The organism is Gluconobacter roseus (assembly GCF_046058915.1).
Classification (GTDB): Bacteria; Pseudomonadota; Alphaproteobacteria; order Acetobacterales; family Acetobacteraceae; genus Gluconobacter; species Gluconobacter roseus_A.
In genome coordinates this window covers 1055310-1079488 of record NZ_CP175538.1, presented here as the reverse complement: position 1 = coordinate 1079488, position 24179 = coordinate 1055310, and the positions used below count along the sequence as shown (strand labels likewise).

At 63.7% G+C, this 24179-nt stretch carries 25 protein-coding genes, 1 tRNA gene, 1 pseudogene and 1 riboswitch; of the genes and pseudogenes, 15 read left to right on the top strand and 12 right to left on the bottom strand.

The features are described 5' to 3' along the window. Positions 1-5: 5 nt before the first annotated feature. The 4 genes from ACJ2A4_RS05050 to ACJ2A4_RS05035 are packed head-to-tail and all read right to left on the bottom strand — an operon-like array spanning position 6 to position 3418. Positions 6-1985, bottom strand: coding sequence for a heme lyase CcmF/NrfE family subunit (locus ACJ2A4_RS05050; RefSeq protein ID WP_408873859.1), 1980 nt, complete (start codon positions 1983-1985; stop codon positions 6-8). 7 nt (positions 1986-1992) lie between these two features. Further along, the gene (gene ccmE, locus ACJ2A4_RS05045) at positions 1993-2496 is read right to left on the bottom strand and encodes a cytochrome c maturation protein CcmE (protein ID WP_062507398.1); all 504 of its coding nucleotides are present in this window, start codon (positions 2494-2496) and stop codon (positions 1993-1995) included. Beyond that, complete coding sequence (locus ACJ2A4_RS05040) at positions 2493-2660, bottom strand: hypothetical protein (RefSeq protein ID WP_167494559.1); 168 nt, start codon at positions 2658-2660, stop codon at positions 2493-2495. The genes ccmE and ACJ2A4_RS05040 overlap by 4 nt, the downstream gene beginning before the upstream one ends. Then, entirely contained in the window at positions 2657-3418 is a 762-nt protein-coding gene (locus ACJ2A4_RS05035; RefSeq protein ID WP_325062835.1) for a heme ABC transporter permease, read from the bottom strand. The genes ACJ2A4_RS05040 and ACJ2A4_RS05035 overlap by 4 nt, the downstream gene beginning before the upstream one ends. A 162-nt stretch (positions 3419-3580) precedes the next feature. Here ACJ2A4_RS05035 and ACJ2A4_RS05030 point away from each other — a divergent pair, with 162 nt between their 5' ends. Further along, complete coding sequence (locus ACJ2A4_RS05030; RefSeq protein WP_408874103.1) at positions 3581-3997, top strand: EVE domain-containing protein; 417 nt, start codon at positions 3581-3583, stop codon at positions 3995-3997. Positions 3998-4009: 12 nt separating this feature from the next. Here ACJ2A4_RS05030 and ACJ2A4_RS05025 read toward each other — a convergent pair whose 3' ends face one another. Next, positions 4010-4528 carry a hypothetical protein gene (locus ACJ2A4_RS05025; protein ID WP_062507402.1) on the bottom strand — a complete coding sequence of 173 codons (519 nt, stop codon included), beginning with the start codon at positions 4526-4528 and terminating at the stop codon, positions 4010-4012. Positions 4529-4657: 129 nt separating this feature from the next. Here ACJ2A4_RS05025 and ACJ2A4_RS05020 point away from each other — a divergent pair, with 129 nt between their 5' ends. Beyond that, positions 4658-5497 carry an EcsC family protein gene (locus tag ACJ2A4_RS05020; RefSeq protein WP_408873858.1) on the top strand — a complete coding sequence of 280 codons (840 nt, stop codon included), beginning with the start codon at positions 4658-4660 and terminating at the stop codon, positions 5495-5497. A gap of 27 nt (positions 5498-5524) precedes the next feature. Further along, positions 5525-5914, top strand: a complete 390-nt coding sequence (locus ACJ2A4_RS05015) for an MAPEG family protein (protein ID WP_194259194.1) — start codon at positions 5525-5527, stop codon at positions 5912-5914. On the opposite strand, the gene ACJ2A4_RS05010 is transcribed toward ACJ2A4_RS05015, so the two are convergent. After that, entirely contained in the window at positions 5901-6104 is a 204-nt protein-coding gene (locus ACJ2A4_RS05010) for a hypothetical protein (RefSeq protein ID WP_194259193.1), read from the bottom strand. The genes ACJ2A4_RS05015 and ACJ2A4_RS05010 overlap by 14 nt on opposite strands. 105 nt (positions 6105-6209) lie before the next feature. Between ACJ2A4_RS05010 and aat the strand changes: the two genes are divergently transcribed. From aat to ACJ2A4_RS04955, 11 genes and pseudogenes are all read left to right on the top strand, one after another. Further along, positions 6210-6872 (top strand): leucyl/phenylalanyl-tRNA--protein transferase, encoded by a 663-nt coding sequence (gene aat / locus ACJ2A4_RS05005; protein WP_408873857.1) that lies wholly within the window; start codon positions 6210-6212, stop codon positions 6870-6872. Continuing rightward, entirely contained in the window at positions 6869-7795 is a 927-nt protein-coding gene (locus tag ACJ2A4_RS05000; RefSeq protein ID WP_408873856.1) for a hypothetical protein, read from the top strand. The genes aat and ACJ2A4_RS05000 overlap by 4 nt, the downstream gene beginning before the upstream one ends. A 2-nt stretch (positions 7796-7797) precedes the next feature. Continuing rightward, positions 7798-8400 (top strand): hypothetical protein, encoded by a 603-nt coding sequence (locus tag ACJ2A4_RS04995; protein ID WP_408874102.1) that lies wholly within the window; start codon positions 7798-7800, stop codon positions 8398-8400. A gap of 165 nt (positions 8401-8565) precedes the next feature. Beyond that, positions 8566-8967, top strand: coding sequence for a hypothetical protein (locus tag ACJ2A4_RS04990; protein ID WP_408873855.1), 402 nt, complete (start codon positions 8566-8568; stop codon positions 8965-8967). A 63-nt stretch (positions 8968-9030) separates the two neighbouring features. Further along, positions 9031-9539: pseudogene (gene bcp / locus ACJ2A4_RS04985) on the top strand (thioredoxin-dependent thiol peroxidase). Between the two features lie 126 nt (positions 9540-9665). Next, the gene (locus ACJ2A4_RS04980) at positions 9666-12866 is read left to right on the top strand and encodes an AsmA-like C-terminal region-containing protein (RefSeq protein ID WP_408873854.1); all 3201 of its coding nucleotides are present in this window, start codon (positions 9666-9668) and stop codon (positions 12864-12866) included. Positions 12867-12992: 126 nt separating this feature from the next. After that, complete coding sequence (locus tag ACJ2A4_RS04975; RefSeq protein ID WP_408873853.1) at positions 12993-14402, top strand: replication-associated recombination protein A; 1410 nt, start codon at positions 12993-12995, stop codon at positions 14400-14402. Then, positions 14399-15406, top strand: coding sequence for an RluA family pseudouridine synthase (locus ACJ2A4_RS04970; RefSeq protein ID WP_408873852.1), 1008 nt, complete (start codon positions 14399-14401; stop codon positions 15404-15406). Before ACJ2A4_RS04975 ends, ACJ2A4_RS04970 begins: the two co-directional genes overlap by 4 nt. Then, positions 15403-17943, top strand: coding sequence for an AsmA family protein (locus tag ACJ2A4_RS04965; protein ID WP_408873851.1), 2541 nt, complete (start codon positions 15403-15405; stop codon positions 17941-17943). Before ACJ2A4_RS04970 ends, ACJ2A4_RS04965 begins: the two co-directional genes overlap by 4 nt. Further along, complete coding sequence (locus ACJ2A4_RS04960; protein ID WP_408873850.1) at positions 17940-18635, top strand: ATP12 family protein; 696 nt, start codon at positions 17940-17942, stop codon at positions 18633-18635. Before ACJ2A4_RS04965 ends, ACJ2A4_RS04960 begins: the two co-directional genes overlap by 4 nt. 154 nt (positions 18636-18789) lie before the next feature. Next, positions 18790-18921, top strand: a complete 132-nt coding sequence (locus ACJ2A4_RS04955) for a hypothetical protein (RefSeq protein WP_265589045.1) — start codon at positions 18790-18792, stop codon at positions 18919-18921. An 80-nt stretch (positions 18922-19001) separates the two neighbouring features. Here the strand turns inward: ACJ2A4_RS04955 and ACJ2A4_RS04950 are convergent, their stop codons facing one another. The 4 genes from ACJ2A4_RS04950 to metZ all read right to left on the bottom strand — a co-directional run bounded on the left by ACJ2A4_RS04950 (position 19002) and on the right by metZ (position 22430). Next, positions 19002-19436 (bottom strand): lysozyme inhibitor LprI family protein, encoded by a 435-nt coding sequence (locus tag ACJ2A4_RS04950; RefSeq protein ID WP_408873849.1) that lies wholly within the window; start codon positions 19434-19436, stop codon positions 19002-19004. A 34-nt stretch (positions 19437-19470) separates the two neighbouring features. After that, a complete protein-coding gene (locus ACJ2A4_RS04945; protein ID WP_408873848.1) occupies positions 19471-20637 on the bottom strand; it encodes a bifunctional 2-C-methyl-D-erythritol 4-phosphate cytidylyltransferase/2-C-methyl-D-erythritol 2,4-cyclodiphosphate synthase in 1167 nt (388 codons plus the stop codon). Positions 20638-20721: 84 nt separating this feature from the next. Continuing rightward, complete coding sequence (apaG, locus tag ACJ2A4_RS04940) at positions 20722-21195, bottom strand: Co2+/Mg2+ efflux protein ApaG (RefSeq protein ID WP_011253193.1); 474 nt, start codon at positions 21193-21195, stop codon at positions 20722-20724. A 41-nt stretch (positions 21196-21236) separates the two neighbouring features. Beyond that, positions 21237-22430 (bottom strand): O-succinylhomoserine sulfhydrylase, encoded by a 1194-nt coding sequence (gene metZ, locus ACJ2A4_RS04935; RefSeq protein WP_408873847.1) that lies wholly within the window; start codon positions 22428-22430, stop codon positions 21237-21239. A gap of 73 nt (positions 22431-22503) precedes the next feature. Then, positions 22504-22583: riboswitch (SAM riboswitch) on the bottom strand. A gap of 109 nt (positions 22584-22692) precedes the next feature. Here metZ and ACJ2A4_RS04930 point away from each other — a divergent pair. Further along, positions 22693-22766, top strand: a tRNA-Gly gene (locus ACJ2A4_RS04930). A gap of 22 nt (positions 22767-22788) precedes the next feature. Here ACJ2A4_RS04930 and ACJ2A4_RS04925 read toward each other — a convergent pair. Then, the gene (locus tag ACJ2A4_RS04925) at positions 22789-23328 is read right to left on the bottom strand and encodes a hypothetical protein (RefSeq protein ID WP_408873846.1); all 540 of its coding nucleotides are present in this window, start codon (positions 23326-23328) and stop codon (positions 22789-22791) included. A 52-nt stretch (positions 23329-23380) separates the two neighbouring features. Then, a complete protein-coding gene (locus ACJ2A4_RS04920) occupies positions 23381-24130 on the bottom strand; it encodes a 2OG-Fe dioxygenase family protein (protein ID WP_408873845.1) in 750 nt (249 codons plus the stop codon). Positions 24131-24179 lie beyond the last annotated feature (49 nt).

Here is a 24179-nt window from a genome sequence, read left to right as displayed (position 1 = left end):
TCTCCTCAGGCACGGGCCATGTTGCGGGCGGCGGCGCGCTTGGGGGCGCCGATCCGCATCCGGCGGTCAGACAGCGAGAACGCGCCGCCGATCGCCATGACCAGTCCGCCCAGCCACATCCAGGGCGCGAGCGGATTGCGGTGCAGGCGCAGAACATAGGTCGTGTCCTTGCCCGTGCCATGCCGGTCACCGACCACGCCGTACAGATCGGTGATGAAGTTGGTGTGGATGGCGACTTCGGTCGTGGTCTGGCTCTGCGTCGTGAAGTCGCGCTTTTCGGGATGCAGGATCGTCACGAGCTTGCCGTTGTGGCGGATGGCGATGTCGGCCTGCATGGCCTTGTAGTTCGGGCCGATATAGTCGTGCACGTCCAGCAGGGTCCAGTCGTCGCCGGCCAGCGAGCGCGTCTCGCCGATATGGACTTCGACGATGGCGTGCTGTGCCTGCGACATGCCGCACAGGCCGAGCACGGTGATGCCTGCGCCGATATGGGCGAGGGCCGCGCCCCAGCTTGAGCGCGGCAGGTGCTTCATGCGCTCCCACACGCCCTGTGCGGATGTGTGGCCAATGCCGATCCGGCGCAGAACGTCGGAAGCGGAAGCTGCGATGACCCAGATGGCCAGCGCGCCGCAGGCGATAGGCAGGACACCGGAAAGCTTCCAGAAGCACAGGACCAGACCGATCGCGGCGATGCCGGCAGCGGCATAGAGATGCGAGAAGGTCCGGGCGAGCTGCGCGCGTTTCCACGGAAGGGCGGTGCCAACGCCCATGGCCAGCAGGAGCGGCAGGGTCAGCGGGATCGTAGCGGCGTCGAAGAACGGCTTGCCAACGGAAATGGTGCGCCCGGCCAGAAGCTGCATGAAGGGCGGATACATCGTGCCCGTCACGACGACGGCGCAGATCGAGCACAACAGGATGTTGTTCAGGACCAGTGAGCCTTCACGCGAGATCGGCGAGAACAGGCCGGTCGAGGTGAGGGAGGGTGCGCGCCAAGCGAACAGGGCGAGCGAGCCGCCGATGACGATGGCAAGCAGGGCCAGAATGAACACGCCGCGGGCGGGATCGTTGGCGAAGGCGTGGACCGAATTCAGGATACCCGAGCGGACGAGGAACGTGCCGGACAGCGAGAACGAGAAGGTCGCGATGGCAAGCAGGACTGTCCAGATTTTCAGGCCTTCACGCTTTTCCACGACAATGGCGGAATGCACGAGCGCCGTGCCCGTCAGCCAGGGAATCAGGGAGGCGTTTTCCACTGGATCCCAGAACCAGTATCCGCCCCAGCCCAGCACGTAATAGGACCACCAGGAGCCCAGCGCGATGCCGCAGGTCAGGAAGCACCAGGCGGCCACGGCCCAGGGACGGACCCAGCGGCCCCATGCCGCATCGACGCGGCCTTCAATCAGGGCGGCGACGGCGAAGGCGAAGGGGACGGCGAAACCGACATAGCCGGTGTAGAGAATGGGGGGGTGGAAGGCGAGGCCCGGATCCTGAAGGAGCGGGTTCATGCCCTGACCGTCCATCGGAGCCGGAAAGACGCGGTCGAACGGGTCGGAGGTCAGGAGGCAGAACATCTGGAAGCCGGCCGAGACACCGCCAAGGATGGCCAGAACGCGTCCGCGCAGGATGTCCGGCAGGTTGCGGCCGAACAGCGAGACCGCACCGCCGCAGATGGCGAGAATCAGCGTCCAGAGCAGGACGGAGCCTTCATGGTTTCCCCAGACACCGGTGATCTTATACAGCAGCGGCTTGGAGACGGCGGAGTTCGCCGCGACGTTCTGGACCGAGAAATCGTCGCTGACGGCGCACATGACGAGGCACAGGAACGAATAGCCCAGTGCAATAAGCTGCGAGACCGCGAGATAGGGGGCAAGCCCCACGAGACGGGCATCGCGGCGGTTTGCACCCCAGAGCGGGACGGCGAACTGCACGAGGGCGAGCACGCAGGCGAGAGCCAGGGCGAAATGGCCCTGTTCAGGTCCGAACATCAGGCGGTCAGCCCCCTGCTTTCTTTGCGGTCATGGTGTCCCAGCTCGATGCGTCCGGAGCCTTGCCGAAGCGTGGGTCCCATTTGCCGGTGCGCTTGAGTTCGTCCGCGACTTCCTTGGGCATGTAGGTCTCGTCATGCTTGGCGAGGACTTCGCTGGCCGTGAAGCCGCCATTCTTCTGGACGGTGCCTAGGGCGACGACGCTCTGCCCTTCGCGGAACAGATCAGGGAGGATACCGGTGTAATGGACCTCGACCGCGGCCTGCCCGTCCGTGACTTCGAAGGCGTTCACGGGAGTGCCGTTCTCGTTGATGCGGTGCAGGCTGCCGGCCATGACCATGCCGCCGAGGCGAATGGTGCGGTCAGGCGAAGGCGGGTTGGCCTTCACCTGCGAGGGGGCCATGAAGAACACGATATTGGACGAGAACGCTCGCAGCGTCAGGGCGGCGGCGGAGCCGACACAGGCCAGACAGGCGATGACGATCCAGAGGCGACGGGTCTTGCGGGTCATGATGCTGACCTTTCACGACGGCGGGCATGGCCTTCAACGGCGGCCAGACGGGCCTTGGATTTCCGCAGACGCAGAGCCGCGCCGACACCAAGGACGAGCGAGCAGCCCAGCGTCAGGCCGTATGAGGCCGCGATGTAGGGCCAGTGGTTCGGGAGATGCATCATGCGACTTGGCTGTCCCTGCGGTCGAGGCGCGAACGGGCCAGAAGCTGGCGCGCGCGGCTTTCATGGATGGCGGCGCTGAGCCGGGTGAAGATGACGGCCGCGACACCGAGCGTGAAGCCGATCGTGCAGATCAGCAGCGGCCAGAGCATCATCATGGACATGGTGGGGGCGCCAGTCAGGGTGATGCTGTCGGGCTGGTGCAGGGTGTTCCACCACTGGACGCTGAACTTGATGATCGGCAGGTCGATCACGCCGGCCAGGGCAAGGATCGCGGCGGCGCGCTGGCCACGGGCGGGTTCATCGAAGGCGCGGATCAGGGCGATATGGCCCAAATACAGGAAGAACAGCACCAGCATGGAGGTCAGGCGGGCGTCCCACACCCACCATGTGCCCCACATCGGCTCACCCCAGAGCGAACCGGTGATGAGGCACAGGGCGGCGGCGCAGGCGCCGACCGGGCCGATCTCGATAGCGGCAAGATCCGCCAGCGGATGACGCCAGACCAGCGAGAGCACACCGCAGATCGCAAGGCCGAGGTAGCAGGACGAGGCCAGCCAGGCCATCGGGACATGGACATACATGATGCGGACGGTGTCGCCCTGCTGCCAGTCGGCCGGGGCGATGAACAGGCCCCAGATGACGCCGACGACCAGAAAAAGGATGGCGCCGCTGCTCAGCCAGGGCAGGAGCGCATGCGCCAGACGCAGGAACTGCCCCGGATTGGCATAGCGATGGAGCAGGTTGGGGGTAGGGCGCACAGGGACACGGACCTCGGCAGATTGGTAACGCGGCGATTAGTTCCCTATTGAAATAGTCCGAAGCAATCATATTCGGAAGAGGCGCGTTGTCCCATTGTTCCGATCACTGTTATCACGTTTCACGGAATTGAGCGTTAAATGCCCATGCGGCAGGAGTGGACCGTGGCGTACTGGCTGGTGAAATCGGAGCCCGAAGCGTTTTCGTGGGCGGAGCAGGTCCGGAACGGCGTCGAGCCCTGGACCGGGGTGCGCAACTATCAGGCGCGCAACAATCTCTCGGCCATGAAGACCGGCGATCTGGCGCTTTTCTACCATTCGGTGAGTGAGAAACGCATCGTGGGCGTGGTGGAGGTTGTGCGGGAAGCCTATCCGGACCCGACGGCGGACGATCCGCGCTGGGTCTGTGTGGATGTAAAGGCCAAGGGGGCGTTTGCCCATCCGGTGAGCCTTGCCGACATCAAGGCTGATCCGGCTCTGGCGGAAATGGCGCTGCTGAAACAGTCCCGACTGTCCGTGGCGCCGGTGACGAATGCGGAGTTCCGCCACCTGACAGGGATCGGGGGCTGGACGCGCGCCTGAAAACGCGTGTCGTCAGTGAATGGCGGAGGAGTCGCCGTTCACGAGCATGTTGGTCTGGCCGTTGACCGGATGGCCGGCATAGCTCGTCGGGGAGTCTTCGTCTTCATAGGGTGACTGGACCGGGGCGTTGAACTTCACCGGCATGCCGAAGATCGAGAAATGGGACGGCAGATTGTTGGGGCCGTTGGTTTTCTGCTGGGCGTTGGTGCCGGGCATGCCGACCGGGAGATGGGTGCGGACGCGGTCGCTGTAGCTGGCGAGGGCGGCTTCCGAGTCTTCCACTTCCGTATAGCCATGTGGCGGAGGCGGTGCGCCTTCGTCGGGCAGGGCTGCCTGTTGTGCCGGAGTCAGGGGTTTGGCGGGTGCGCCGACGATCTGACCTGCGCTCGGCCCCATCTGCGGAAGATTGGCCGTGCCATGCGATGCGTGATGGCGGGTATGGGTCGTGGCGGCATGGGCCGAAAAACCGGCCGGGATGAGGAGGCTGGCTGCCAGCGGAGCAGACAGGATCCAGCGCGATAATACGGTCATTGTTGTAATTCTCCTCACCCTACCAGTGGCCTCATGGAGCCGATATCCCCATGATGGCGCCATGTTAGGATATGAAACCTGCTATCCGGTAAACGGTTTCGGGTCTTACGAACAGGAGTTTTGATCGTCATGACCGCAGTGAATGACACGCAGCTTCCGACCAGCGAATTCGCTTCGATGGCGCTGGACGGGGATTCCCTTGCCCAGCTTCAGTCGGTTCTCGAAAAGGTGGAACAGGGCCGCGGCGTGCTCGTGCGTCTTGCAGACCTGATGGGCGGCGCCGTCGGACAGGCCACGCAACTCGGTATGCAGGGGCTGGGACTTGCGCCGTCGGTTCAGGAGAAGTTCCACAAGACGGCGGAAGTCGCGATCGAACGCGCTTTCAAGGTCGCCATTCTGGGGATCGATAATGATGCGCCTGCCGTCCGCGATCCGTTGCGCGAGAATATGGGGCAGGCTGCCGTGGCCGTCTCCGGTGCGCTGGGTGGCTTTGGAGGGATCTTCGGTCTGGCGCCGGATGTCGGCTTCACCACGCTGACGATCATGCGCGAAATTGCGCGCATTGCCCGTGAGGAAGGCGAGGACCTTCGGAACGAAGATACGCGTCGGGCCTGTCTGGAAGTCTTTGCGCTGCGCAGTTTCCCGGCACGTCAGAATGATGACGAGGGTGAACTCGGGTTCTTCTCGGCGCGGGCGCTGCTGCGGGGACGGCCGATCGTGATGCTGATGGCTGAAGTCGCCTCGCATTACGGGATCGGGCTGTCGCGCAAATTCGCGCTGCAAATGGTGCCGGTGGCGGGTGCGCTGTGTGGGGCGTCGCTCAATGCGGCGTTCCTTGCACATTATCGTGCGCTGGCGCGGGCACATTTCACGATCCGCCGTCTGGAACGCACGCATGGACTGGCCGTTAAGGAAGCGGCCGCCGACCTGCGTGCAGGGGGAACGGGCACATCTGAAACATTTTCCTGATTTTCAGGAACTTCCGGGGAAAAGCCCATGCCGATCGGTCTTGTCTGGCTTGGATGGACACTGGTGCTGGCAGTCGTCCAGCTTTTCCTGACCGCCGCGGCCTGCCGCCAGCAGGACGGTCTGCAATGGGCGAGCAGCAACCGCGACGGCGATCCGCCACGCTATACGGGAATGGCGGCGCGTCTGAAGCGTGCGCAGGCCAATCTGGCAGAGACGCTGCCGATCTTTATCGGCGCCGTGCTTCTGGCCTGGGTGTCGGGCCATTACAGCCCGCTGACAGGCTGGGGTGCGGGGATCTACTTCCTGGCCCGCGCCATCTATATTCCGGCCTATGCGTTCGGCTGGGGGCCCATCCGCAGCCTGATCTGGGGCATCTCGATGGCCGGGCTTCTGCTGGTGCTGATCAGTCTGCTGTAAACGAGGCCTCTGTCATGGAGGGGGGCTCGCTTCCTTCGCGCATCATCCACAGATCCACGAGTGCCGAGATCACGAGACAGGTGGCGCTGATCTTGGCCAGGATCATCAGCAGGCCATGTGCTTCCGGCATCGCAAGGCGCAGGACGCCAAGGATGGCGAGAATAATGACGTAAATGAAGGCTAGCGGCACTGGCGGTCTCCCTGTCGATGGTCCACGTCTATCATGTCCGCTGCCAGTGCGGCCATGTTTTCCCCTGCGGTTTCGCATCAGGCTCCACGTAAAGACTGTACCATCATGGACGAGATAACCCCGGATCTTCTGCTTCAGGCCTATGCCGCGGGGATCTTTCCCATGGCGCCCGATGCCGAAAGCACGGAGCTGGCCTGGTATCTGCCGGAAGAGCGCGGGATCATGCCGCTCGACGGGATGCATGTCCCGAAGAAGCTGATGCGGCTGGTCATGTCGGGGCGGATGACAGTGGCGGCGGACCAGGGTTTTGATGAGGTCATGCTGGCCTGTGCCGAGCCTGCGCCGGGTCGGGAGACGACCTGGATCAGCGAGCGGATCCGCAGGCTTTACGGCGCGCTTCACCGGCAGGGAAACGCCCATTCCATCGAGGTCCGGGAAGGCGGAAAGCTGGTTGGCGGGGTGTATGGCGTGTCCCTGCGGGGGGCTTTTTTCGGCGAGAGCATGTTTTCGCGCGAACGTGATGCTTCTAAGGTGGCGCTGGTCCATCTTGTCGCGGGGTTGCGCAAGGGACGGTACACGCTACTGGATACACAATACACGACGCCCCATCTGACGGGGCTGGGCGGTATCGGGATTCCGGCGGCGAACTATCAGTCCCTGCTTCATCAGGCGCTGACCGTGCGCGCGGTCTGGCCTGAGGATTTCAGCCTTCAGGCCCTGCGTGAGTCCATTGCGTCACTGCGCGCGCCTGCCGGAGATCCGCCATGACTGTTTTCTCGCGCCCCGCTTTCCTACATGCCGCGCTTGCCGCGCCACTGGCCGCGGGGCTGTGGGCGGGGGCTTTGCCGGAACAGGCTTATGCGGACGATCATCCGCGCCTGACGCCGACGCGGGATGTCACGGTTGTCTATCAGCTTTCTACACCGTCGAGCACGACCAAGGGTGGTCCCGATACGGTAAAGGTCGCGTTCTCGGGCGCGGGTGATCTGCTGCGGATCGACTCGCAGGATGGCAATGGCGTGACCATTCTCGATCGTCCGGCGCAGCAGGTGACGCTCGTGATGATGAAACGGCAGGTCTATACGCGTCTGCACCCCAACCACGGGCTGCACAATCCGTTCATGCTCGATCTGGACATGCAGTACACGGCGGCAGGTCATGAAACCGTGGCGGGCGTGGCCTGCGAACGCTGGAACATCGAGAGCAGCCATGGCAAGGCGACCGCCTGCGTGACGGATGACGGCGTCATTCTGGCAGAAAACGGGGTTGATGCGGATGGTGTCGAAGGCTCCATCAAGGCCGTTTCGGTGACCTATCAGGACATCCCGGCCTCAACGTTCGAGCCGCCGGCAGGCTTCCATGTGCTGGAGCCCAAAGGCCGTCCTGCGCATCAGAGCGAAGCAGGCAGTGCAACGCCGTCTCCGGTGCCGGAGGCTTCAAGCAGCGATACGAAGACGACAACGCCTGAGTCGACATCTCCTGACAATTCGGACTCCGATAATTCTGTCATCGGCAGTCACGACACGCCAGCACCCGAAACAGCAATGCCGGGTTCTGCCGCGCCTCTGCCGGGCCAGCCTGTGCAGCCCGATACGACGCAGCCTTCCGTTCCGAACAACTCTTCGGGCGATGGGTCTGTATCTGCCCCGGATCAGCCGCCCAGCGGCCCTGCGGATGGAAACCGGAAGTGAAGATGCCATCCGTGCGTGTCGTTGGTGGTGCGGTCTGTGTTCTGCTGGGCGCCGTCTGTGGATCCGCGGCGAAAGCGGACGTGCCGTCCGTGACGCCGCCTCCGGTCCAGGCTCCGCTCGTAACGCCACTGCATGACGCCGATATTGTCTATGTTCTGACGGGGCCGAACGGGCAGCATCTGCATCAGCGGATGCGCTGGACGTCTGCGCTGTGGCGTCAGCGGGTTGAGCCGGAGGGTTCGGCGACGATCATGCTGACGGATTATCGCACGCATACCCTTATGGTGCTGGACAGTACGAACCACACGGCGACCGTTACATCCGCACCGGGCAGCGACAGCTTCGCGACACCCGGCACACCTGCGGCCGGGTTCTGGCGCAATCTGGAGCAAGGCAGGATTGCGGGGGAGCCCTGCACGATCTGGGAAAGCGCGGACAGCGACAGCCAGACGACTGCTTTCTGTTACACGGATGACGGGCTGATGCTGGGTGCGACGCATGGTGGCCGACCGGTCCTGGAGGCAGTGTCCGTCAGCCGCGCGCCGCAGCCCGTCGAGATTTTCGATCCGCCGCCGGGCTATCACCGGGTCGATCCGCCACGCTGAAACCGGCGGGCAGGAGTGTTACAGGGCGCTGTTACAATTTGTCCGCCTCCTGCCATGATTGACGCCTCTTGCTGCCATTTTCAGCGGGCATGATCTTTCTCATGGACGAAGGGAGTTCCTGTTCGCGGGGGCTTTTGGTCCATGTGTTTTGAGGAGAAAGATGCCATGCGTCGCATCACACGTGCAGTTCTTATGGCCGCTCCCCTGCTGATCGGCTCCGCCATTGTCCCGAACGCGATTGTGCCGCAGGCACAGGCGCACTGGCATGGTGGCGGGCGTGGTCCGGGATATGGATATGGCGGTCCGCGCGGAGGCTGGCATGGTGGGTACCGCGATCATTCCGGCGCGATTGTCGGCGGGATTCTCGGTGGGCTGGCGCTCGGGGCCGTGGGCGGTGCGCTTCTGACGCAGCCTTATGGTCCTCCGCCGCCGCCTCCGCAGGTGGTTTATGCCCCGCCACCTGTTGTTTATGCCCCGCCACCTGTTGTTTATGCGCCCCAGCCGCGGGTCGTTTACGGCCCCCCGCAGCCGGTTCCGGCCTATCCGGGCATGTATCCGGGATATTGATCTCGGGATACTGAACGGTTTCCGTCCGGTTTGCCTTGATCGTGCCGGACGGGTCAGGCAATCATGCCGCTCATGACAGCCACTTCCCAGCCTTCCGGCCTTCAGCCGGGCGATCGCGCGCCAGATTTCACGCTTCCAGCTTCGGGTGGCCGCACTGTCAGCAGCGCGGGGCTGAGCGGAAAGCCCTATCTGCTGTATTTCTATCCGAAGGCAGATACGCCGGGCAGCACTTCCTGCAGGCCTGCGGGCTGCAGGAAGTGCTGCCGAAGTTCGAGGCTGAGGGTCTGGCCATTATCGGTGTCAGCCCCGATCCGGTGGCGAAGATCGAGAAATTCGCCACGAAATACGGTCTGGAGTTTCCGCTGGCTTCGGACGAGGATCATGCCGTGGCCGAGGCTTACGGAACATGGGTTGAGAAATCCATGTACGGGCGGACCTATATGGGCATGGAGCGCAGTTCGTTCCTGGTCGATGGCAAGGGGATCATCCGGCATGTGTGGCGCAAGGTGAAGCCTGCGACCCATGCCGAACTGGTGGCTGAAGCCTTCCGGGATCTCTCTTCAAAAGCCTGACGGCTTCATCTGAAAACTTTTTACGAGGGAGACTGGCCGGAAACGCGCCGATGACCGTCTATGGCCGTCCCCGACTTCCCGCGCCCTCCTCACAGGCGTTTCCGTCCGTTCCGGCCGGGGCCTCATATGCCCCGGCATTTCCATATCGCGCGCTGGGTTGCGCTGGTCTGCATGACGCCTGTTGCACTCGCGGCGGCTGCGGGCAGCGTGTTCCTGTGGGAGCTGGCGCATGGTCCGGTGGATATCACCCGCGTCTCCCGCCTTGTGGAGCCTGTGGCCATCGCGGCGGGCAAGCGTCCGGGGCATCCGGCCGGTCGGCTGAGCTGGGAGACGCTGCGCATCCAGTGGCAGCCTTCGGCCGGAGGCGTTCCTGCCGGACTGGTGCTGATGGCGCGCGGGCTGAAAGTCACCCGGTTTGATAACCTGATTGCAGAGCGGGCTGACGAGGCCGATGCTGTCCTGTCGCTGAGCGCCCTGTTCAAGGGCGTGATCGCGCCCCGGACCCTGCGGCTTGAGAATGCCACGCTGGCCCTGCGACGCCTGCCCGATGGCGATGTGGACATGGACCTGCCGGAGCAGAAGCGCGGTGGGCGTGGTGTTCCGACACGGCTCGATCGTCTCCGTGCCGTTGATGTTCATAACGTCGCCATCACGCTTGCCGGTCTGCCACAGGACCGGACTGCCGTGATTGGACCTGTGGAAATGCATGCGCGCCGCCTGCGTATGACGCCGCATGGGCAGGATTTCGTCTGGACCGGAACGGGGCAGGCCGGAATTATGCTCGACGGTTTCCAGACCACGCTGACGGCGCAGGCGCGGCAGGCCGGAAAACTCGGCGAGCTGCATCTGAACAGCACGCCGTTCGAGCCCGCACAGCTTGGCGCGTTCAATCCGCTGGCTGCGGACTGGCATGTTCCGGTGGCGCTCGACGCACGGGCGATATTCGTGCCCCAGGGTATGGATGAGCAGCCTTCGGACCTCGTGCTGAAGCTGTCGCTGGGTGAGGGGCAGGTTTTCCAGAAAACCGCCGATCCGATCCATCTGCATGCGGGGCAAGCGACCGTGCATCTGCGGATGGACCGTCCGGGCGTGCAGGGTGGTGCTACGGTCGAAGTACCGTCCGCCGGGCTTGATGTGGCCGATAGCGGGGGGGCGCTGACGCATGTTCATGCCTCGGCCAGTCTGAGGCTGGATGATCTGCAGAAGCCCAAGGTCATGGACGGGGATGCCGAGGCCGGGTTGGATGGCATCCGCTTTGCCACGTTGGGCTCCATCTGGCCGGCCGCCATCGTCAAGGGTGGCCGGCGCTGGATTTCGAAAAACATCACGGACGGGACCGGGCGCGATCTTGAGGTCAAGGCCCATCTGCACAGTGATAAGGGTCCGGATAAAATCATGCCGGTCTCGGTTCAGGGGCAGCTGAGCGGGCATGGCCTGACGGCGCACTGGCTGCGGCCCGTTCCACCTGCGACAGGGCTGGAGGCATCGCTGCATTTCGATGGGCCGGACACGCTGGTTATTGATCTTGGCAAGGGTGTGCAGTCCACGGGTGTGAAGGAAAACGTGCTGCTGCCGGATGGGGAGATCCGGATCGGGGATCTGTATGCCAAGGACCAGACCGGGGATATTTCCACGCATCTGACCGGACCGTTACAGGGGTTCATGTCTGCACTGGCCCATCCGCGGCTACATCTTCTGGCGCGGCATCCGCTGCCGTTTACGCAGCCTTCGGGGATGGTGGACGCGCATGTCCGCATGACGCTGCCACTGGTCGCCAATATTCCGGACGGTGCACTGCATGTCTGGACGCAGGCGGCGTTCTCAGGCGTGCATCTGGGGAATGTGCTGATGGGGCAGCCGGTGGATGGGGCGTCGGGGACGATGTCCGCCACCGAGGATGCGCTGGATCTGACGGGGGACGGGCGGCTTGCGGGGATTCCCACGCATGTCGTGTTGCATGAGAATTTCGAGGGCGGGGCGCCGTCGCGGGTGTTGCAGACGATTGATGCGCGCTCGGTTCTGGACCCGGTATCTGCTGCGAAAGCGCGGATTGCGCCGGGCGGTCTGTTTGACGGGCATGCGGTTCTGAATGCGCATTTCGTGCAGCAGGCCAATGAGACGTCCGATCTGAAGCTGTCGCTGGATATGGCCCAGGCGGCTCTGACCGTGCCGATCTGGGCCAAGCCGCTGGGTGAGCCTGCGACGGCCATGGCACATATCGGGTTTCAGAACGGCCGGATGGTGGTTCTGGACGGTTTGCAGGCGCATGGGACCGGGCTTTCGGTCGCGGGACGCGGCGTTACGCGCGCGGGCAAGCTGACGGGGATTGTGCTTGAAGGCTTCCGGATCGGCCGGACAGAGGGCGATGCGCGGATTGCCCTGCCGCAGAGTGTGGAGCAGCCGATCGGGGTGACGGTCGATGCCGATCCGCTGGATCTGGCGCCGATGTTCGCACCGCATCCCCAGACAGCGGCCACGCCTGCACCGCCGGGCGGTGCGAAGGCGAAAGGCGCGTCGATGGGAGACAACTGGTCCATCAGTCTGAATGCGCCGCATGTCTATTATGGTCCCAAGGCGCAGGTTGGGGGTGTCGTCTCGCAGATCGAACTGCGGAACGGGCATCTGACCTCGGGGCGGTTTGCACTCGATGCGCCAACAAGGGTCCGGGCAGTTCTGGCCGATACGGGACGCGAGCATCCGTTCGTGCTGGATATCGACAATCTGGGGACGCTGCTTGAGGGCCTGGGGCTGTATGACCGTATCCGGGGCGGGCAGACGCATCTGGACGGGGTGTTCACGCCGGACGAGACGACAGTGCGGAAAATTCCGGAAGGACGGAACACGAAATCGGCCGGTTTGTGGGGCGGGTTGCCGCCGTTCCGCGGACATGTGGAAATGGGGCCGTCGCAGTTCCTGCGGCCGCCGCTGAGCCTGACGGCGGTATCGGATCTGTCGCCGCTGCACTGGCTGACCAATCATCTGGACCGGTTCGAGATCGGTCATCTGGCGACACGTCTGAGCCTGGCGGGGAACCTGCTGGTGCTGCATGACGGGGTGATCGGCAATCAGGCGCTTGGGGCCACGATGGAAGGGCCGATTGATCTGACGACGTCCAAACTGAACCTGAACGGGACGATCGTCCCGCTGTTCGGGCTCAATGCGCTTCCCGGACGGCTGCCGGTGCTGGGGCATCTGCTGTCTCCCGAGAAGGGCGGCGGGCTGCTGGCGGCGACGTTTGAACTGCACGGGACGGTCGAGAAGCCGGATCTGTCGGTCAATCCGCTGCCGATGCTGCTGCCCGGTGTGCTGCGGCGCATCCTTCATTAAGGCAGCGGCCGGGGTTATGCTCCGGGAACGTAAAGCCGGGGATTTTCCTGACCGGCCGGGCTCCCTATCTTGGAAGGGCAGACCTTCTGATGATGGACCGGGGAGCGGGAGACGCCAGTGACCGACATGACAGATCTTTTCGGCGGTGCTCCTGAGGCGAACCGTGCTCCGGGACAGGCTTCAGGCCGTGGCCCGTCCCGCGCGCCAGAAAACATGCGGCAACAATGTCCAATCGAAGCGCCGCAGGTGCAGCGCCGTCCGCCGTCGCGGACACAGCCTCTGGCGGACCGTCTGAGGCCGAAGCGGCTGGAAGACGTGCGGGGGCAGGATCATCTGCTCGGGCCTGAAGGAACACTCACGCGGATGCTGGCGCGGGGCACGCTGTCCAGCCTGATTCTGTGGGGTGGTCCGGGATGTGGCAAGACGACGATCGCGCGGCTTCTGGCGGGACGTGCGGGGCTGTTTTACTCGCAGATTTCGGCTGTTTTTTCCGGCGTGGCGGATCTGCGGCGGGCGTTTGAGGAAGCGGACAAGAAGCAGGCCGCGACGGGCAAGGGGACGCTGCTGTTCGTGGACGAGATCCATCGTTTCAACCGGGCTCAGCAGGACGGATTTCTGCCCTATGTGGAGCGCGGGACGGTGGTTCTGGTGGGGGCGACCACGGAGAACCCGTCCTTTGCGCTGAACGCGGCGTTGCTCTCGCGGTGTCAGGTTATGGTGCTGAACCGGCTAGATGATGCGAGCCTTGAGAGCCTGCTCGTGCATGCGGAAGAGGAAGTCGGTCGTCCTCTCCCGCTCGATCCCGAAGCGCGGGCGAGTCTGCGGGCCATGGCGGATGGGGACGGACGGTATCTGCTGAACATGGTTGAGCAGCTTGTGGCGCTTGATCCATCGAAAGTTCTGACGCCCCGTGATCTGGCGGCAATCCTGTCGCGCCGGGCGATCCTGTATGACCGGGACCGGGAAGAGCACTACAATCTCATTTCCGCCCTGCACAAATCGCTGCGGGGGAGCGATCCGGATGCGGCTCTGTACTGGTTTGCGCGGATGCTGGAGGGCGGGGAAGACCCACGTTACATTGCCCGGCGCCTGACGCGGTTTGCGGCCGAGGATGTGGGGCAGGCCGATCCGTCTGCGCTGCCGATGGCCGTGGCGGGGTGGCAGACCTATGAACGTCTGGGTTCTCCGGAAGGTGAGCTGGCGCTGGCGCAGGTCGTGGTGCATCTGGCGACCGCGCCGAAATCCAATGCGGTCTATGCGGCCTATAAGGCGGCGCGCGCTCTGGCGCGCGATACCGGCAGTCTGATGCCGCCGTCGCATATCCTGAATGCGCCGACGTCCCTGATGAAGGATATCGGGTACGGCAAGGGCTATGAATATGACCACGACAGCGAGGACGCGTTTTCGGGTCAGAACTACTTTCCGGACGGGATGCCCAGAGCGTCCCTTTATCATCCCACGGACCGCGGACATGAGGGGCGTATCAGAAAACTTCTGGACATGCGGGCCGCCAAGAGGGCATCCCGCGAACCATGACAGTTACCAACCGCATCGTGACCGAGGATGAGGCCGATATTCGCCTCGACCGCTGGTTCAGACGTCACTACCCCAATCTGACGCAGGGCGCGCTCCAGAAACTGTGCCGCAAGGGACAGATCCGCGTGGAGGGAGGGCGTGTTCAGACCAATACGCGCCTGATCCCCGGACAGAGCGTCCGCATCCCGCCACTGCCGGACGTGGACAAGCCCGCACCCCTGCCGCCGCCGGATCCGATGCTGGCGCGCGAGATCAGGAAGATGGTGATCTACGAGGACGATCATCTGCTGGTTCTCGACAAGCCATCGGGCCTTGCGACGCAGGGCGGTCCGGGCATTACCAAGCACGTGGACATGATGCTCGATGGTCTGCGGACCGAGGGCGGGGACCGGCCGCGTCTGGTGCACCGGATCGACCGTGACACGTCCGGCATCCTGCTGATTGCGCGCACGCCGGGTGTGGCGGCGAAGCTTGCGGCAGCTTTCCGTGGGCGCGATGTGGAAAAGACGTACTGGGCCGTGGTCGTCGGGCGGCCCTCGCCGGAATCCGGCATTATCGATCAGCCTCTGGCGAAGATCGGTGCGGGTGGTGCGGCTCTGGTGATTGCAGCGTCGCGCGATGAGGAAGACGCGGCTTCGGCCAAGACGGAATATGAGACGCTCGATGCGGCGGGCAAGAAGCTGAGCTGGCTGAAACTGTCTCCGCTGACCGGGCGGACGCATCAGCTTCGCGTGCATACCGAATCCATCGGAACGCCGATCGTTGGTGATCCGCGCTATGGCGGGAAAGCCGCGCATCCGGAAGGGTTCATCGACCGGCTGCATCTGCATGCGCGCCAGCTTGATATTCCGCATCCCGCAGGCGGGCGCCTGATCGTGACGGCACCTTTGCCGCCGCATATGCGCGAGACGTTCCGCACGCTGGGCTTCGTGCCCGGTGAGACGCCGGCGCCCAAGCGTGTCCGGGGTGGGAGCAGCAGCAAGGGCCGGGGGCCTGCAAAATGAAGAAGCTGACCGGCGTTCTGATTGCCGTCATCGTTGCCATTGTGGGTGTGAGTGTGGCCACGCATGTCCTGATCGATCAGGACGCGCTGCGCGAGCGTGTGGCTGTGGCGCTGAAGCACCAGACGGGGCTTACGATGCAGGTCCGTCATTCGTCGGTACAGCTTCTGCCTTGGCCGGCCTTTGAAGCGTCCGACGTCGTGCTGACGCGCGATGGACAGGCGCCGGTTCTCAAGGCCCATACGATCCATGCCGGGATTGCCGTCTTTGCCCTGTTGCACCGTGAGGTCCGGTTTCAGGATTTCGTGGTCGAAGGGGCAACGGTCAATCTTGTTCGTGGTCTGGACGGGCAGGCGAACTGGTCTCTGACGCCGGATCGTGAGAACGAGGACGCCTCGCTTCCCGTGCGCGGGCGGAGCGGGCAGCGGATTCATGCGCACTGGGATCTGTCGCTGGACGGGCTGCATGTCGCGCAGGCGGCCGTGCTCTGGAACGACCGTCTGACCCATACGAGCGGGTCTTTCGGGGTGGACTCGCTGGATCTGGACGGGCTGCGCAGTCCGAGCCCGTGGATCAGCCTTCAGGGGCATCATGCGGGCACGCCGTTCACGCTCAAGGGGCATGTCGGCAACCTGTCGCAGATCCGGGGTACAGACCCCTGGGCGTTCAGCATCGGGACGACGCTGGGCGATGGCGAAAAGCGCGACTGGCTGAATCTGGACGGGCGGATCGGCAATCCCTCGCGGATGGAAAACGTGGTTCTGACGGCGCAGGGTGAGTGGCCCAACCTTCAGGACGCGCATCGCCTGTTCCCGCATGCCAATCTTCCGAATGTGCCGGCCCTTGGTGGAGATATTGCGGTTCAGGGCAGTCCCGGACCGCTGACGGGTCTGGATGGGAACGCGCTTCTGCAGCGGGTTCTGGGCAGCATGAATCCGACGCGGGTGCATCTGCATGCCGGCTATGTCGGGCTGCGTCAGGGTGCGTTGCGAAACCTGCATGTCGATGCGACCGGTCCGGATGCGGCCCTGACCGTGACGGCGGATACGCAGTGGCGGGACACGGCCTGGCATGTCGAAGGCGGGGCGGGGACGATGCAGCAGGCGCTTGCAGCCTGGCGCGACGGTTTGAAGACCGCTGTTCCGCTGACGGTGCAACTGCGGAGCCAGACGACGCTTTTGTCCGGTGCACCTTCGCTCAATGCGCAGGACAGTGCCCGTTTTGCCCTTTCGGGAACGATCGGCGCGGAAAACGGGCATCTCGTGGCGGAAGGAAGCAGCAAGACGCTCCATCTGCCGGGTGCGGTTCTGCATGACGTCAGCCTGCATGGCACGCTGGACGGGCATGACCGCGAGAACATGACGCTCGACGGGTTACAGTTCAGCAGTCAGGAAGTGGCGCTGGACGGCGCTCTGGCGCTGGTTCTGGGACATGACGTGCCGCCAATTGTGAGCGGAAAGCTGCATTCTGCGCGGATGGATCTTGATGCGCTCAAGGGGTTGTGGCTCCAGCCTGCACCATCTGCCGTGCCAGCTCCCACAGTGCCGGCGGCACTTCCGGGAGCGGGCATTGCCGCGCCAAAGACTGTGTCGCCGCAGGATGAAAGCGCCGTTCCGAGTGCGCCGGATCATTCGTCCGCCGCATCGGGGGCTGCCAGCACACCTGATCTGACACCGTCCTGGGTCCGGCGACTTCGGGCGCAGGATCTGAACCTGCATCTTTCGGCGGACAGGGTGGTCTATGCGGGTCGTGAATATACTGAGCTTGCGACGCGTCTGACGCTGTCGGGCGGGCATCTGCGTCTAGACCCGATTTCAGGGCAGGCACAGGGGCTGCCGCTTTCGGGCATGGCGGAGTTGGATGCCAGCGCGCTTCCGGTGACGGGCAGCGTGACGTTCCAGCCGCTGATGCTTCCGGCCGGGCTGCTGGAGAAACAACTGGGGATGCCGCAACTGCTTCAGGGGCCTGTGCAGATCGTGGGCCAGCTTTCAGCCAAGGGAAACAGTTCCGACGAGTTGCGCCGGTCACTGGACGGGCATCTGGGCGTGTCGCTCGTGGATGGTCAGATGCAGAGCGAATTGCTCGGGCAACTGGCCGGGTCTGCGGCGAGTGTGGTGCTGGGGAAGGGCGCGCGGTCGCTCCGCTGCCTTGGGCTGCATATGAATATTGCCGACGATGTGGCGCATCTCGATACGCTGGGGCTTCAGTCCGGCCGGTTCTCCACATCGGGGAGTGGCACGGTAGGGCTTGGGACGCAGGCTCTGGATCTGCACCTTCTGCCGGTGGTGGATTTTGAAGGCGCCGGGGCCTCCACGCCGGTTGTGGTCACGGGGACGCTGGATGCGCCGCATGTCGAACAGGATCGTGATGCGGGCGGGCGCTTTCATGTGACGATCGGCGGGGACAGCAATGCGGCCGATCCCTGCACCGCGCCACTGGCTGCGGCACGGGAAGGGCAGGCTGGTCCGGCTCCTGCGGCGGTCAAGGTTCATCATTCGAAGGCCGGGGATATCCTTCGGGCTCTGGGAGTTCTGCATTGAGCGGGCATAAACGTTTCTGGAAAGCGGTTTCGGTCGCGCAGGAAGACGGGCTGTTCGAGCCGCGTCTGGACGGGCGCCCGATCCGGCTGCCGCAGGGAAAGGTTCTTGCCGTGCGTTCCTCTGCGCTGGCCGAGGCCATTGCGGGAGAGTGGGGGCAGATTGCGGAAGGGGCGTCCTTCACGCCGGACTCGCTGCCTTTGACGCGGATGGCCGGGACGATGATCGAGCGGATTGCGCCTGATCCGCAGGCCACGCGGGATATGCTTCTCGGATTCGGGGTGGATGACGGTCTGTGCTACTGCGCGGACGGCGTCAGCCCGGTTGCGGAGCAGGTTTTTGCCTGGCTTTCGGGTTACGGGATCCACCCGAGTGTAACGGATGGTCTCATGCCGGTTGTGCAGCCTGAGGGCTATCTGGAGGCTCTAAGGCAGCTTCTGGCGACGCAGGGCGATCTGGAACTTGCGGTTCTGGGCGTTCTGGCGCAGGCGACGGGCAGTCTGCTTCTGTCGCTTGCGGTCGTGGGCGGGGCTGTCAGCCTCGTGGATGCGGTGCTCTGGGCCAATAATGATGAAAAATCCCAGCTTGCGACCTGGGGGCAGGACGATGAACTCGTCCGCACCATGGAAAACCGCGAGAAGGATATTCTCGATGCGGGCATGTTTCTGACACTGGGGCGGCAGGTTTCGATCTGAGAGGAAAATGCCCTGAATGGGGCATGATCTTGCCATATTCGGGGATCATTGAAGCTCCTGCCATGTGACAGAACGAGATGATTGGTGACTCGCCCCGGCCGGGGATCGGGCGCTATCTCCGGATCTGTCGAACACTGTCAGATTCGAGGAAGATATGTCCGTATCCGTTCGTAAGCCCCTGCTGCGTCACATGGGTACCCGTGTTGTGAAGACCTGCTCCATCGGAGCATGGCTCTTTCTGGCTGCAACACCGCTGATCGTGGTGGTCTGCGCCATTCACGGCTGAGCCTCGGCATCATCAGATGAAAAAAGCCCGGCCTCCTTTGGGAGTGCCGGGCTTTTTTTGTGTCTTCAGAGCTGGAATGTTCAGTTGTGAGGGCTGATTGCGGGTTCGGGAAGGATCGGGGTGGCCCGGTCCGGAGAGGTCAGCCAGTTCTGCCAGAGTTCGTAGGTCCGCTCTTCCGTGAGTTTCAGGCGACAGGACAGTTCCATGGATGTCCTGATCGTCACGTCTGACCAGCGGTCTGATACCGCCTTGCACTCTGCGTCACGGAAAGCCCACCAGGCTGATTCAGCTTTGTGGAAGTCCGCCTGTGTCCGGGCTGCGGTGCCCGGACCCTGCATCCGCCGCAGTGCCGCTTCCGTGTATCGCTTCAGTTGCGCCTCGGCCTGGGTCAGGCGGGAGTTGAAGCAGGACTGGATTTCTGGCGTCGTTTTGCCGGAGCAGACCGGCGCCGCCAGTGCCGGCTGGACCAGCAGTAGGGCTGTGACGCAACAGACGGGCAGATGGCGGATCCTCATGGCGGTGCTCCGTGTTTGGGCAGTGAAATGAAGGTCAGGCTTCTCCGGTATCCGGAACCATAATGCTCACTGTGGCGGTGGCGGCAATCCCTTCTTCGCGGCCCGTGAAGCCCAGACGCTCGGAGGTGGTGGCCTTGACCGAGATGCGGCTGACGCTGACCTTGAGAAGATCGGCGAGGCGGTTGCGCATGGCTTCGGCGTGCGGACCGATCTTGGGACGCTCGCAGATCAGCGTGACGTCGGCGTTCACGAGGAAGCCGCCGCGCTCGCGGATGCGTTCGCCGGCATGGACCAGGAAGCGGGCCGAATCCATGTCCTTCCATTCATTGTCGGAAGGCGGGAAATGGCGGCCGATATCGCCCTCGGCCAGTGCGCCGTAGATGGCGTCGCACAGCGTGTGGATGCCGACATCGGCGTCGGAATGTCCGGCGAGGCCTTTCGTATGGGGCACCTCGATGCCGCACAGGATCAGCTTGCGGCCTTCCTCGAAGGCATGGACGTCATAGCCCAGTCCGACGCGGGGCAGCAGGTTCCGGTCAATCACACCTTCAAGACGCATCAGGTCCTCCGCAACAGTCAGTTTGATATTGTCTTCCGACCCTTCGACGATCGCGACCGGATGGCCAGCCTGTTCAAGCAGGGCGGCATCATCGGTGCGGGCGTCACGATGGGTGCGGTGAAGTTCGAGCAGGGTGCCGACGCGGAAACCCTGCGGAGTCTGGGCGCGCCACAGCCCGTCCCGCGGAACGGTATCGACGATGATGCCGTCTTTGGCCTTCTTGATCGTGTCGATGACGGCCACGGCCGGGATCACGCCCTCATGGGTTTTCAGGGCGTTGATGACGTTCTGCACCACCTCGGCCGGGACGCAGGGACGGGCGCCGTCATGGACCAGCACCAAGTCGGGCGGTTCAGGCAGTTTGGCAAGGGCTTCGAGGCCGTTGCGCACGCTGTCATGGCGTTCCGCGCCACCGCTGACAGGGGGCAGGATGTCCAGTCCTTCGAGGCTGTCGGCCAGCAGGGGATCGTCCCCGACCGGCAGGAGCACGTCCACATGCGGCAGGAGGGCTTCGGCAGCGCGGCGGATGACGGGTTTGCCCCGCAGCATCCGGAACTGCTTGGAAGAATTTTCCCCGCTCTGCGAGGAGGCGTCAAAGCGCCGGCCACGACCGGCAGCAAGAAGAAGGGCAGCGATACGCATGGGGGAGGAATGGGCCGGGAAGGCGGGAACGTCAAGCTTGTGTGACTGTTCTACTGCCTGTCCGTGTGGCCCGCCCACGCCCGGTCAATGCACCAGTGTGCTGTCGTGGGGGCTGTCGAGGCTGAAGACCGGGATGCTGACGTCAAAGCGATGGCCCGAGCGTGGCTCGACCATGTGGTAGGTGCCGCGCATGAAGCCGGTCGGCGTCGTGAGCATGGCGCCGGATGTGTAGTCGAACTGTTCGTTAGGCGCGATCACGGGCTGTTCACCGACGACACCATCGCCGTGAACATGTTCCTTGCGTCCAAGCCCGTCCACGATTTCCCAAGAGCGCGAGAGAAGCTGGAACGTGTCTTTCCGCTCGTTCTCGATGCTGATGTGATAGGCCCAGGCGTATTGATGGTCTTCGGGATGGGACTGGTCGTCCAGCCAGAAGGTCCGGACCGTGACCGTCACGTCGTCCGTGGTTTCGCTGAAGCGGGGTGCGCTTTCCATGGCTTCGGCGAGTGCCGTCTCGGGATCGGCGTGCAGATGGGGGTGGGATGACTTGTCAGGCATGACGCCATTGTAAAGCCATCCCGGGCATTTGTCAGGAAAACTTATCCGAGGGCCGCGACAGCCGCCGCACCGCGCTTGAGATCGTCGATCAGGTCTGCCGGATCTTCCAGACCGACGGAGAGGCGGATGGCGCCATCGGTGATGCCGAGACGGGCGCGTTCCTCCTCGCTGACGCGCATATGCGTGGTCGTAGCCGGGTGGGTGGCCAGGCTGCGGGCGTCGCCGAGATTGTTGGAAATCGCGATAATTTTGAAGGCGTTCATGAAGGCGAACGCGCCCTCACGGCCCTTGTCCACCACGAACGCGACTATGGAGCCGCCATTGCTCATCTGCTTGCTCGCCAGCTCATGCTGCGGATGATCGGCGCGGCCCGGATAGCGGACCTGAACAATTCTCGGCAGCTCGGCCAGTGCGTCGGCTACAGCGGCGGCATTGCGGGCCATGGCGTCGGTGCGGAGCTGCAGCGTTTCCAGGCCCTTGAGCAGGACCCAGGCATTGAACGGTGACAGGGCGTTGCCGGTGTTGCGGGTGAAGGGCTGGAGCGTCTCGTTGATCCACTTGCTGGAGCCGAGCACCGCACCGCCAAGGACGCGACCCTGACCATCGATATGTTTCGTACAGGAATAGACGATCACATCCGCGCCAAGCTTGAGCGGAGACTGGCCGAGCGGGGTGGCGAAGACGTTGTCCACGATCAGCAGACCGCCGGCCTTGTGCGTCAGTTCGGCCACGCGGGCGATGTCGAGGACGTCGAGCATCGGGTTGGACGGGCTTTCGATCAGCACGGCGGCTGTCGGCTTGGACAGCGCGCGCTCCCAGGCGTCGTAATCCGTGCCGTCCACCAGTTCGGTTTCGATGCCGTAGCGGGGCAGGAGGTTAGTTACGATCCAGTAGCACGAACCAAAAATGGCGCGGGAGGCAACGACGCGGTCGCCAGCCTTCACAGATGACAGGATGGCTGAGGAGACGGCGCCCATGCCGGTGGCGGTGGCGACGCAGGCTTCGGCACCTTCGAGAAGGGCGAGGCGTTCCTGAAGCGTGTCCACGGTCGGGTTACCGAAGCGGGAATACTGGAAGTGCTGGACGTCGCCCGTGAAGGTGGCGGCGGCCTGTTCGGCGCTGTCATAGACGAAGCCGGAGGTCAGGAAGAGTGCCTCGGACGTTTCGCCGAACTCGGTGCGGTTTGGGGCTTCGTGCAGGAGACGGGTGGCTGTGCGCCAGTTTTCTGAAGACATGATGTGTCCCTCCATAAAACGCCCTGTTTGTGCAGGGCGCATGTGGCGGGCCGTGGAAGTCCTGGAAATCGTTCGATAACGACGCAGGGCCTCTTTAGCGCAGTTCTTTAGCCTCGCCGCAAGCCGGCCGCTCAAATCACGAGGGTCAGGCACGCCATGACGTTTCTGACGGGCAGGACTATGAGCCTTATTTCGGTTTTGCGTCAACACCTTGAAGGCGGATTGCGAAGGGATCGCAGAGCGGTTATGCTCAGGGCCGTTAGCGGGCGTAGTTCAATGGTAGAACGGCAGCTTCCCAAGCTGCATACGGGGGTTCGATTCCCCTCGCCCGCTCCAGACTTTCCTGAAAAATCAGTGGTTATTTGGGCATCGGCGGTGCGCTGAGCGTGTCCTGATATTCCTTGCCGTTCCAGACCCAGCGGTCGTTCGGGCTGACCAGCAGGTCATGCATGCCCTTATGACGCGTGGGCAGGACGGAAATATCGCCGTTCACGGAGTCCAGGACCGTGTTCCAGGTGTCGTTGTGCTTCAGATAGACGGAGGTCGTGCAGCCTGCGGAACCGCAGAGGCGTGCGGACTGGAGCTGTACGAACAGGGCTTCATCATTCTTGCCTGAGGACAGCGGGGCGGAGCCGACGAGCACGACCGGCTGGTCATGGTGCTTGGCCGCGTCCTGAAGATCGTCTTCGTTCAGTTTGCGGGCGTCTTCATCCAGCTTCGTGCCCGGATGGGCCGTGAGGATGACGGGGGCCGCACCAGCATTGGCCGACTGCGCCGTATGCCGCGTGTGATGGCGGGTCTTGCCTGTCGCGGCATCAGCACAGGACAGGGCTCCGGGGAGCATGAAGGACAGGGCCAGAACCGCCACGGGGCGGGAAAGAATCTGCTGGATCGACATGAGACCTGTCATAACACGAAATTGAAGAAGAACATCTGTGAAGCTTCGGGTGTCATTCGTGACGGAGCGTCACCACCAGCACGTCCCGATAGGCCGGCTGTGACGGATCGACGGGCTGGACGGCAGTGACGCCGTGATAGACGCGGTGATCGTCCACGATCGCGGCATCGAGCGGGTTGGTCAGCGTGAAGGAACCGAGCGGTTCCTTGCGCATGTCATGGATCGTGGTGACGCCCTGTTCCACGTTGTGGCGGGCGACCATCAGCACGAGAACCCAGTCCACACCGTCGCGATGCAGGCCTTCCGGCGTGGGGCGGCCTTCAGTGTCGGGCCGGGCCTCGATGCGGAACTGATGGACTTCCACATGCCAGACCGGTGGCTTTTCCTTGGGCGGCGTCAGGGAATCCGCGATCTGGCTGATCGTGCGGATTGCGGCTGTCATGGCCGGGTGTGTCGCAATGGAGTCAGTGACGGCCGGGAACCAGCGCTCGACGCCGCCATTGAGCAGGTTGTAATCCCGGCTCTGATAATGGGGCTGGTGTTTCTTGCGGGTAATGGTGTCGGCCGAGACAGCGAAGGTCGCATAACGGCGCCGGCGATAGCGGCCGCCATCCGCCATGTAGCGGTCAAGACCCAGATGGTTCCAGCTCTCGGCAAAGCCCTGCCAGTCGGTCAGGCCTTCATGTTCCAGGAGGGGACGCGTGACGTCGGCCTCAAGAAAAGAAAAACCCTTTTCCAGCAGCGTGTCTTCGATGCCGGTCAGAACCCTGTCAAAGGGGAGGGGGAGATCGGTAGGGCTCATGAGTTCTCGAACCAGAGGGCGCAGGATCCGGTGATGCTGCGTCCCTTAT

Coding starts and splice junctions, on each gene's coding strand:
- ACJ2A4_RS04970 (WP_408873852.1), top strand. CDS start 14,399: ATGACAGTTACCAACCGCATCGTGACCGAGGATGAGGCCGATATTCGC.
- ACJ2A4_RS04950 (WP_408873849.1), bottom strand. CDS start 19,436: ATGAGGATCCGCCATCTGCCCGTCTGTTGCGTCACAGCCCTACTGCTG.
- ACJ2A4_RS04925 (WP_408873846.1), bottom strand. CDS start 23,328: ATGTCGATCCAGCAGATTCTTTCCCGCCCCGTGGCGGTTCTGGCCCTG.
- ACJ2A4_RS05050 (WP_408873859.1), bottom strand. CDS start 1,985: ATGTTCGGACCTGAACAGGGCCATTTCGCCCTGGCTCTCGCCTGCGTG.
- ACJ2A4_RS04920 (WP_408873845.1), bottom strand. CDS start 24,130: ATGAGCCCTACCGATCTCCCCCTCCCCTTTGACAGGGTTCTGACCGGC.
- ACJ2A4_RS04965 (WP_408873851.1), top strand. CDS start 15,403: ATGAAGAAGCTGACCGGCGTTCTGATTGCCGTCATCGTTGCCATTGTG.
- ACJ2A4_RS05040 (WP_167494559.1), bottom strand. CDS start 2,660: ATGATGCATCTCCCGAACCACTGGCCCTACATCGCGGCCTCATACGGC.
- ACJ2A4_RS04975 (WP_408873853.1), top strand. CDS start 12,993: ATGACAGATCTTTTCGGCGGTGCTCCTGAGGCGAACCGTGCTCCGGGA.
- apaG (WP_011253193.1), bottom strand. CDS start 21,195: ATGCCTGACAAGTCATCCCACCCCCATCTGCACGCCGATCCCGAGACG.
- ACJ2A4_RS04980 (WP_408873854.1), top strand. CDS start 9,666: ATGCCCCGGCATTTCCATATCGCGCGCTGGGTTGCGCTGGTCTGCATG.
- ACJ2A4_RS04995 (WP_408874102.1), top strand. CDS start 7,798: ATGCCATCCGTGCGTGTCGTTGGTGGTGCGGTCTGTGTTCTGCTGGGC.
- ACJ2A4_RS04955 (WP_265589045.1), top strand. CDS start 18,790: ATGTCCGTATCCGTTCGTAAGCCCCTGCTGCGTCACATGGGTACCCGT.
- ACJ2A4_RS05000 (WP_408873856.1), top strand. CDS start 6,869: ATGACTGTTTTCTCGCGCCCCGCTTTCCTACATGCCGCGCTTGCCGCG.
- metZ (WP_408873847.1), bottom strand. CDS start 22,430: ATGTCTTCAGAAAACTGGCGCACAGCCACCCGTCTCCTGCACGAAGCC.
- aat (WP_408873857.1), top strand. CDS start 6,210: ATGGACGAGATAACCCCGGATCTTCTGCTTCAGGCCTATGCCGCGGGG.
- ACJ2A4_RS04990 (WP_408873855.1), top strand. CDS start 8,566: ATGCGTCGCATCACACGTGCAGTTCTTATGGCCGCTCCCCTGCTGATC.
- ACJ2A4_RS04945 (WP_408873848.1), bottom strand. CDS start 20,637: ATGCGTATCGCTGCCCTTCTTCTTGCTGCCGGTCGTGGCCGGCGCTTT.
- ACJ2A4_RS05020 (WP_408873858.1), top strand. CDS start 4,658: ATGACCGCAGTGAATGACACGCAGCTTCCGACCAGCGAATTCGCTTCG.
- ACJ2A4_RS05015 (WP_194259194.1), top strand. CDS start 5,525: ATGCCGATCGGTCTTGTCTGGCTTGGATGGACACTGGTGCTGGCAGTC.
- ccmE (WP_062507398.1), bottom strand. CDS start 2,496: ATGACCCGCAAGACCCGTCGCCTCTGGATCGTCATCGCCTGTCTGGCC.
- ACJ2A4_RS05025 (WP_062507402.1), bottom strand. CDS start 4,528: ATGACCGTATTATCGCGCTGGATCCTGTCTGCTCCGCTGGCAGCCAGC.